4 protein-coding genes and 1 pseudogene are annotated in these 7,377 nt (G+C 68.1%); 1 reads left to right on the top strand and 4 read right to left on the bottom strand.

What is annotated here, in order from left to right:
- The 4 genes and pseudogenes from QZY06_RS01670 to QZY06_RS01655 all read right to left on the bottom strand — a co-directional run.
- Positions 1-2,020 (bottom strand): annotated as a pseudogene (locus tag QZY06_RS01670) (hypothetical protein); the annotation flags it as partial.
- Positions 2,021-2,105: 85 nt separating this feature from the next.
- Positions 2,106-4,772 carry a serine/threonine-protein kinase gene (locus tag QZY06_RS01665; RefSeq protein WP_295679361.1) on the bottom strand — a complete coding sequence of 889 codons (2,667 nt, stop codon included), beginning with the start codon at positions 4,770-4,772 and terminating at the stop codon, positions 2,106-2,108.
- Between the two features lie 187 nt (positions 4,773-4,959).
- Complete coding sequence (locus QZY06_RS01660; protein ID WP_295679358.1) at positions 4,960-5,517, bottom strand: ECF-type sigma factor; 558 nt, start codon at positions 5,515-5,517, stop codon at positions 4,960-4,962.
- A gap of 72 nt (positions 5,518-5,589) precedes the next feature.
- Entirely contained in the window at positions 5,590-6,594 is a 1,005-nt protein-coding gene (locus tag QZY06_RS01655) for a DUF2804 domain-containing protein (protein WP_295679356.1), read from the bottom strand.
- Positions 6,595-6,731: 137 nt separating this feature from the next.
- Here QZY06_RS01655 and QZY06_RS01650 point away from each other — a divergent pair.
- Positions 6,732-7,377: Tex-like N-terminal domain-containing protein (locus QZY06_RS01650; protein ID WP_295679354.1), on the top strand; the 646-nt coding region annotated here is incomplete at its 3' end.

The raw sequence follows: 7,377 nt of genomic DNA, 5'->3' as shown, positions 1-7,377 counted from the left end.
TGGGCATCGGCATTGGCATCGGGGCAGGCGCCGGAACTTCGGCATCGCGGCGCCCCGGAATGCGGATCGGCGGCGGACGGCGGCCCTCGCTTTCCGGTGTCGCGCCCGGTGACGCGACTGGTGGCGGCAGCGTCTGCGGAAGGTTCCGCGGGATCTGCGTCGACACGCCTCCGCCGTCGATCGGCTGCGTCAGCAGCACGCGATAGGGATTGCGCGAAATCCCGCCATGAATGTTGGCGTTGTTCTGCCGTTCCAGCCGGGTCAGCATCGCGGCATTGCCGACGCCGTTGGCGCCCTTGAAGCTGTAGCCCCTCGCGTCCTCACTGGGCGAGCGATAGGCGACGATATTGAGCGAGGCTTTCAACAGCGCGTCGACCTGCTGATCGCAGTCCTGCTGAATGTCGCGGTAAGCCTGCAGGACGCTCGGGTTGTGGTAGTCCGCATCCAGCACATGCGGATATTTTTCGGAGTAAGCGTCCTTCCGGTACTCGCAGTCGACCATCGCCTGCTGCACGGCGGCGACGCACTGCTCCTTGTTCTTCGGTCCGCACTTCAGTTCCGGGTGCAGGCTCTCGTGGATGCTGGCGTTGATCGGCGCCAGCTGCGCCTGCTGCTTGCGATAGGCGGCGATGTCCGCTGCGACCCGGGCCTGCGCCTGCGCCCGCGCGGTGCCGGTGAGATCCGGGTAGGCGGCTTCGGCCATCTGCACCGCTTTCGCGGCCTGGGCACGCGCCTGGGCGCCGGCCTGGAAGGGATCCATCGGCGCCAGCGTGTCGCCGGCCACCTGCGGCCACAGCTTGGTCGCGCGGTCGCCGATCGAATCGAACGGGAACTGCGCGCCTTCGCGGTGATCGAGGCTGTAGATGCTGGGCGTCATGCCGCCGGTGTCGGTGCCGTAGAGCACGTACGAAGCCCTCTTCAGCGGCGCCTTGGCGAGGCTTGCCGGCACGTCGGCGGGCAGGTTCAGCGTCAGGTTCTGCTCGTTCCAGGCAGCGGCGGCTTCGGCGCGTTTGCGAACCGCCTCGACCACGGCGTACTCGAAAAGCCGCTGCCGCACCCGCTGCTTGAAGCCGTTGTTGGCGAACATCGTGTCGCTGGTCGTGGTGCCGTCGATCATGTCGTCGCAGGCGCGCCTGGCCTTGTCGGGCGACATCGTGTGAGTGTCGAAATAGGCGCGGCAGCCTTCACGCGAGCCTTCGATGTTGGTCCACATGCCCGGCTGCGGATTGGGAGAATAGAAGCCGTCGGTCTTCCGTACCCAGTCGCGGAACGTCGACAGGTAGCCGGCGACGTTCGAGACCTCGTAGCCGTAATTGATCGCGAAATAGACGTCCGGCGGCATGTGCTTGTGCTGGCCAGACAGATAGTCACCGAGGTTGGAAATGCCATCGATGACCGCGTCGCCCGGGTTCTTCAGCACACCGAGCGCGCCCTTGACGATGCTCTTGGCCGCATCCCACACCGGCCCACCGCAGGCGTTGCCGATGTTGTCGATCGAGCTGACCACCTGCTTGACGGTATCGACCGACAGGCCGGCATCGGTGAGCCCGCAGCCGCAGGACAGCGCGCCGGTCACGAAGCTCACGCCGGGCAGGTTGCGCATCGCCGAGCCCTGTAATTCGCCCTTGGCGACCAGGAACAGCTGCTGCTTGGCCGGCGCCGGCAGGATCGGGATCAGGCTCAGGCCGTTGGCGATCGGCGCCGCGACGGTGTCGTAGATCGCGCCTTCGCAGGCCGGCTGGTGCGTCGGCAGCACGCCGGCATTGGCGACGCCGATGACCACGCCCATGCCGACCACATGTGGCGTCGACGTGAAGTTGGCGACGCACTGCGCACCACTCGGGCTGGCGACGAAGGCCAGCGCCTTGGCACCGACGGTGGCCTGCAGATAGAAGCCTTTGCCGACGCTGGACGCGCAATCCCAGGCGTCATCGAAGACCGTGGCCCGGGCAGCCGGTGCCAGCAGCAGGAAGATGAGAGCCGCGAACAGGCGGCGGTACAACGCTGGCAGGCCGGACATGCAATTCCCCGTGTCGATGAACGTTCACTGGGATAGACGCGCTGGGCCGGCCAATCACGACAGCGGCGTCTGGATCAGACTGGACTCAGGGCAGCTTCTGTGCGGCGCGCAGACGGACCAGCAGGCTCTGCTCGGGATCGACTTCGGCGGACAGGGTGTTGATCGCCGCCTGCAGGCGCCTGCTTCCGGCGTCCTCGGCACCCGCGGCCCGTTCGGCAATGCCGAGCAGGCCGTTGGCCATCGCCGCTTCCGGATGAGTGACGCCCTCGTGCCGCTCGAACAGCTCGACCGCGGCTTTCAGTTCCTCACGCGCCGCCGCTGCCCGCGCCGCTTGCAGCAACAGGATCTGGCCAAGCATCTGATGGCCGCGCGCCAGCTCCAGCGGCGTGTCGATAGAGATCTTTGCCAGCGCGCCGCGAGCCACCGTTTCGGCGGCAGCCAGGACGCCGGCATCGTCAGGCCGATTGCTGGCGGCGATCAGCGCCTGCTGCAGCTCGGTGATGCGCACGGTGACGCTGGTCTCGCCGTACTTGCGGCGCAGGATGGTCAGCGCTTCATCGATCATCACCGCCGCTTCCTGGCCACGGCCGGTCTCGGCGTAGAGCAGCGCCAGAGTGCGCAGGCTCAGGCCGAGATAGGGATGGTCGGCGGCTTCCTTGCGGCGGATCGCCACTGCTTCGCCGAGCAGACGCTCGGCTTCCGCGTATTGGCCGAGCCGGCGCAGGATCGCGCCGAGGTTGTGCGGCAGGCTGGAGTAGCGCAGCGCCTTCGGCTCGTTGGCCGCCAGCGCCGCTTCGTAGCCGATGCGATGGATCGCTTCGGCTTCACGCCAGGCGCCGGCTCGATCCAGCGATACGCCGAGATCGCCGCGCACTCTCGCCACTTCCGAAGCCCGCGCCTTTGGATCGTGCTCGAAGCGGGCGAGGGCGGCGCGGCGCAGGCGCACCGCTTCGTCGAGCCTTCCGCGCGAAGCCTCGACGGCCGCGAGATCGTTCTGCAGATCGGCGACTTCGAGACTGTCCGCGCCATGCAGGCTGGCCAGGATGCGGATCGCTTCGAGCAGCAGCGGTGCGGCTTCGTCGTAGCGGCCGCTGTCGATCAGATTGTTGGCCAGGGTATTGATGAAGCGGGCGCGGACTGCGCTGTCGGCACCATGCACCTGTTCGGCGAGGTCGATCGAGCGCCGGCCGATCGCTTCGCCGGCCCGGTAATCGCCCAGGCCCTGATAGGTGTTGACCAGCACTTCGTTGAGCGTCAGCTGGACGTCGGGCATTGCCGCCAGCTCGCGCTCGACCCGTTCGGCGCTGCCTTCGACGACGCTGCGCAGGGTCGGCTCATGGCCGCCGTTCTCCCAGTTGTCCGAAGCGCTGAACAGGCTGACCAGAAAGCCCTGCACCGCTTCGGACTTGCGGGCTTCCAGCAGCGCGCGCTGCCACTGCCACAGGCTCAAGCCGAGGCCAATGCTGAGTGACAGCAACACTGCTGCACCCAGGCTTGCCTGCAGGCGATTGCGGCGCAGCCACAGCCGGCTGCGATAGCGCCAGTCACCCGGCGCGGCCTGCAGCGGCCGGTGCGCCAGCCAGTTGTCGAGATCGGCGATCAAGGCGGTCATCGTCGGATAGCGGTCTTCCGGCGCCTTGCGCATCGCCTTGGCCAGCACCGCGTCCAGGCCGGTGCCGAGCTTGGCGGCGTCGATCGGCTGATCGCCCGGCTGCCAGCCAGCGGGACGCGCGCCGCCGATCATCCGGGACAGACGCGGCGCTTCGACATGCAGCACCGCATGTTCGAGCGCGGCGCGGCCGGGCCGCTCGCCACGCAATGGCCGCTGGCCGGCGAGCAGTTCGAACAGCAGCACGGCGAGCGCATAGACATCGCAGGCGATGCCGGTCGCTTCACCGGCGATCTGCTCCGGGGCTGCGTAGTCCAGGGTCAGGCCGCGGCCGTGCAGGCGAGTCAGCGCGGTGCGTGAATCGGTGTGGCCGCTGCTGTCGTCGTCGAGCATCGAGGCGATGCCGAAATCGAGCAGCTTGACCTCGCCGGCGCGGGTGACCATGACGTTCGACGGCTTCAGATCGCGATGCACGACCAGTCGCGAATGCGCGTACTCGACGGCATGGCCGATGGCGATCGCCAGGCGCACGCGATCGGCGACGGTCGGCGCCTGCTCGCGCACGTGATCGATCAGGCTGCGACCGTCGACGTATTCGAGAACGAGATACGGTTGGACTTGGGGCTGCTCGCCGACGATGCCGGCATCGAGCAGCCGGGCAATACCCGGATGAGACAAGCGCGCCAGCAGATTGCGCTCGCGGGCGAAGCGGGCGCCGAGGCGGCGGGCATCGCTGCTGGTGGCGAGCAGCTTGATCGCCGCCTGGCCTTCGTAAAGGCGATCGGCACGAGTGGCTAGCCAGACTTCGCCCATGCCGCCGGTGCCGAGGCAGCGGCTGACCTGCCAGGGGCCGAAGGACTGGCCGGGCTGTGCGGCGGGGACGTCCGCCGGGTCGTCAGCAAGCGCGGCGCCGAGCATCTGTGGATAGGACGGCGCACCGCCGCCATTGATCGTGAACAGGCTGCCGGCGCCAGGCAACGTGCTGCTGTCGTCCTCGTGACCGAGCAGGCGCTGCACCGCATCGGCGGCCGGCGGATCGCGCTCGCGCAGCGCTGCCAGCCAGGCGGGGCGCGCGGCTTCGTCGAGGTCCAGCGCTTCATCGAGCAGCGCGGACCAGCGAGTCCATTGTTCCGGTGCAATCAAGGTGCCGCAGCTCCCGTGGTGGTGTCCGGTCGCCGCGATGACGACCCATGGTTAAAGACGCGATCCGAGTGCAGATCACGACGAAGGGCACGACGAAGGGCACGACGAAGGGTACGACCAAGCGTAGGGCGGGCCGTGCCCGCCGTGTGTCTCGTCCAGGCACCTGCATTGGCGGCCATGGGCCGCCCTACGGCGCCAGCAGCTCGGCGAGCAGCAGCCGTGCCTTCTTAAGCTCGCGGTCGACGGTGCGCGTCGACACCGCGCGAACCTCGGCGATCTCGGGAATGGTCATGCCGGCGAAGAAGTGCATCTCGACAGTCTGGCTCAGGGTTTCGTCGAGCGCGCGCATCTGCTCGATCGCCGCGTCGAGCGCCGCCAGATCCTGGCTGAGGCCGGCCTCGGCCGGCACGTCGTCGGCGTGCGACAGGGTCAGCATCTGCACGTCGCCACCGCGCTTCTCGGTGGCCCGGGCGCGCAGGTGATCGAGCACCACCGAACGCAGCGCGCGGCCGACGTAAGCGAAGAACTGCAGCTTCTGATCGCCATGCAGGCCTTCGCGCTCGGCCATGCGCAGGAAGCCTTCGTGGACCAGCGCCGTGGTGTCGAGCCCGGTGACGCCGCCGGCCTCGATCAGCCGCGCCCGGGCGATACGGCGGATGTCCGGATAGAGCAGGGCGTAGATCTGCTGTACGGCCGCAGCATCGCCGGAGGAAGCAGCGCCGAGCAGTCGGGTGATGTCGCTCATGGCAGGCAACGATCGGGAGTCGGGACGGTGGGCGAAGGCGACCTCCGGGCGCGTTCCTTCATCGCCCGTCGGTCACCACAGCGCTGCATGTTCCTCGACCACGCCGAAACCCGATACCCGGGCCTGCCCGACGCGCCCTTCGAAGTGGCCGAACGGTTGCGCGAAGCGGCTGGCCAGCCACAGCGCGTTCAGATGTTCGGCACGCTGGCCGTCCGGGGTGAACGTCACATCGACGATGCCGTCGTCGGTGCGGATGCGCCACGGCGCCATCAGCTGCTCCGGGTCGTAGTCGAACGTCGCCTGGGCCAGCGGGATCAGCTCGTCGCCGAGCCACAGCGCGTTCTCCAGCCCGTTCATGAAGTGGGCGACGACATTGACGCCGAGCTTGCGGCCATCGTCGGTCGCGCCATCGAGGCTGGCCCAGTTCCACAGCGAGCTGCGCGGCGGATAGCCGAGGGTGAAATCGAGCGCACCGCTCGCGGCGGCCACGTCGATCGTCTTGCCATCGATACCGAGGCGCAGCGCCACCGGCAGCGCGCACAGCTTCCAGGTGTGATGGAACGGCCGGCCGGGCGCGCTGCTGACGGCACTCATGCCTTCGCCACCGCGCGCGACGTCCATCGCCAGGCTCATCTGCGGACCGTCGAAGCGGACTTGCCAGCCGTCAGCATTCGGCGTGATCTGCCAGCGCTTGCCGCGCTGCGCCAGCTGCCAGGGCTGCCGCCAGTCCGGCGCGAAGTTCGCCGTGAAGCCGAGCGGCAAGGTTGCCTTCTCCTCGATCAGCCGCCGCTGCTCGCGGTCATAGACGTAGACGAACGCGGTGGCGATCAGGCCGGCATCGACGATCGCGTAGCCGACGCTCCAGCGCTCGGTGACCGCCGAGAAATACATCCAGCCCTTGCGCTGCAGCCGGCGCCGCGAGCCCAACCCGTGATCGCCATCCCAGGCAGCAGTCGACAGATCGGCGATGGTGCCGCGGTAGCGGCCGGACGCGGCCGGTCTGCCGGCGCCGGCATCGAGTGCCGGCGGGGCGGGGTGCAGCGCGGACTTCAAAGCAATCGGCGAGTTCATCAGCATGGCGCGCAGGTCGATGGGCGGCCATTGTGCGTTGTCAGTCCGGTTCCAGGCGACATCGGTGCGTCCTTGTCAATCTTGGTTTGTCTTGCAGCAGGCGCTATCGTCCGGCCCCGCTTCCCGTTCTGCTTTCGCCCCACATGACTGCTGCCGACCGCGTTCACCGCGACATCCTCAACCTCATCGCCATCGAGATCGGCGCCCAGCCGCGTCAGGTGTCGGCGGCGGTCGATCTGCTCGATGAAGGCGCGACCGTGCCGTTCATCTCGCGCTATCGCAAGGAAGTCACCGGCGGGCTCGACGACACCCAGTTGCGCAAGCTCGAAGAGCGCCTGGGCTATCTGCGTGAACTCGCGGATCGCCGCGCGGCGGTGCTCGATTCGATCCGCAGCCAGGGCAAGCTGGGCGAGGATCTGGACGCGAAGATCAATGCCGCGACCACCAAGGCCGAGGTCGAGGATCTCTACCTGCCGTACAAGCCGAAGCGTCGCACCCGCGGCGAGATCGCCCGCGAGCGCGGCCTGGAGCCGCTGGCCGAGCTGATCCTCGACGATCGCAGCGTGGTGCCGAGCGTTGCTGCCCTGCCGTTCGTGCAGGGCGAAGTCACCGACGTGAAGATCGCGCTCGATGGCGCCCGCGACATCCTCACCGAATGCTTCGCCGAAGACGCCGCGCTGCTCGGCCAGCTTCGTACCTATCTGCGCGAACGCGGCGACCTGCGCGCCAAGCTGATCGAAGGCAAGGCCGAAGCCGGCGCCAAGTTCAGCGATTACTTCGATCACCACG

Source organism: uncultured Nevskia sp. (assembly GCF_903885465.1).
Lineage (GTDB): Bacteria > Pseudomonadota > Gammaproteobacteria > Nevskiales > Nevskiaceae > Nevskia.
This window is presented reverse-complemented; position numbering and strand designations above follow the sequence as displayed.